Origin of the sequence: Acetobacter lovaniensis, assembly GCF_014207635.1 — a bacterium.
Classification (GTDB): Bacteria; Pseudomonadota; Alphaproteobacteria; order Acetobacterales; family Acetobacteraceae; genus Acetobacter; species Acetobacter lovaniensis.
The window spans coordinates 1-1,520 of the sequence record NZ_JACHIE010000051.1 but is presented as its reverse complement, the minus strand read 5'-3'; the positions used below and the strand labels follow the sequence as shown (position 1 = coordinate 1,520).

The window sequence follows — 1,520 nt, the reverse complement described above, 5'->3', positions numbered from 1 at the left end:
AGGGCCGCGCGCCACCAGACTCTTGGCGGTCGTGTCGCACGGCCCTCGGGTCCCTCCTATGGATTTATGTGGACGGCCGTTCAAACACAATGCTTCACACGAGCCTCCCTGTGCGATTTCCAAAGTTTATTCTTTGTTTTACCGGCTGGATGACGACTACCGATTTGACGTGAAGATCCGGTCAGATGCGTACTTATGTCCGGCCTGTTTGCGCGAAGTCTTTCGCTGGCCATTATGGGTGTACGCTCGCGTGTCAGGCACCAAACTTAAGGGCGTGCTCAAAGGCACAAATCCATAGACGGTATTGCCTGAAACTGTTTCCGATCACAGCCTTCCCATCGCGTTGGTCAGTACATACTGCCGGACCTACCGGGGCAGACCCCGGTCTCCATCGTCCTGCTGATACAGGTCAGGCCGTAGCAACACTGTAACCAGCCGGACGATAGATCTCTTTGCGTGCCAGTAACGCCCAGATGATACGGGCCATTTTATTGGCAAGCGCTACTGTTGCCAGACGTCTGGGGCGACGTTCCATGAGTTGGCACATCCACTGCCCCGCAGCACTCTTCCACTGGTGAGCACGATTAAGCATGGATGTTGCCCCAAGAACCAGAAGCATTCTGATCTGCCGGTTGCCCGCCTTGGTAATCCTGCCCAACTGGGTTTTTCCTCCAGTGGAATACTGACGGGGCACGAGCCCAAGCCACGCGGCAAAATGTCGTGCTGAGGCAAACGAACCGATATCCGCGACAGACGCCACCACCAGCGATGCAGTTACGGGACCAACGCCCGGAATTGTCATGAGACGGCGGGCCTCTTCATTGTTTTTTGCATGAGATCTTATTTGTGCTTCCAAAGCATCGATACTCTCAGCGACTTTCTGGTAGTGTTCAAATAATGATCTGGCACTCTGCTTCATGGTAGCCGGCAACTCGGCTGACGTCTCAATTTTCGCCATCAACTCCGGGAGGCGACTGGTACCCAGAGGGGCAATCAGCCCGAATTCAGAAGCAAGCGAACGGAGTGCGTTACTCAACATTGTCTGCTGTTTGACCAGAAGAGCGCGGGTCGAGTGCAGCGATAACACGCCCTGCTGTTCTTCGGTCTTGATCGGAACAAACATTGTATCAGGGTGAGTTGCTGCCACACAGATCGCAGCCGCATCAACAGCGTCATTCTTTTTGCCTTTTTTCACAAAAGGTCGGACCCGATCGGGGGAGACAAGTTTGACATCATGACCTGCGCTGCTGATCACCCGCGCCCAGTAATGAGCAGACCCGCAGGCTTCCAGAACAACTTCGCAGCGTTCAAGTTCTGCAAAAAATGCAGACACTTCACTTCGACCAAGCTTGCGCTTGAAAACGCACTTTCCATTTGCGTCAGCGCCATGAGCCTGAAAAACGGATTTGGCAATATCCAGACCAATTATGCTAGCTTTCATGCGGATGGTCTCCTCCTGATGGTGCATCAACCTCCATCATGGCACATTGATGCCGCAAGGAGGCCGTCCACCCCATCTT

General features: G+C 53.8%; 1 protein-coding gene. It reads right to left on the bottom strand.

What is annotated here, in order from left to right; genetic code table 11:
- Positions 1 to 409: 409 nt before the first annotated feature.
- Complete coding sequence (locus HNR55_RS16645) at positions 410 to 1,441, bottom strand: IS110 family RNA-guided transposase (protein WP_166117238.1); 1,032 nt, start codon at positions 1,439 to 1,441, stop codon at positions 410 to 412.
- Between the last annotated feature and the right edge of the window lie 79 nt (positions 1,442 to 1,520).

Excerpts from the sequence above, each read along its gene's own strand:
- HNR55_RS16645 (WP_166117238.1), bottom strand. The coding sequence starts at position 1,441 with ATGAAAGCTAGCATAATTGGTCTGGATATTGCCAAATCCGTTTTTCAG.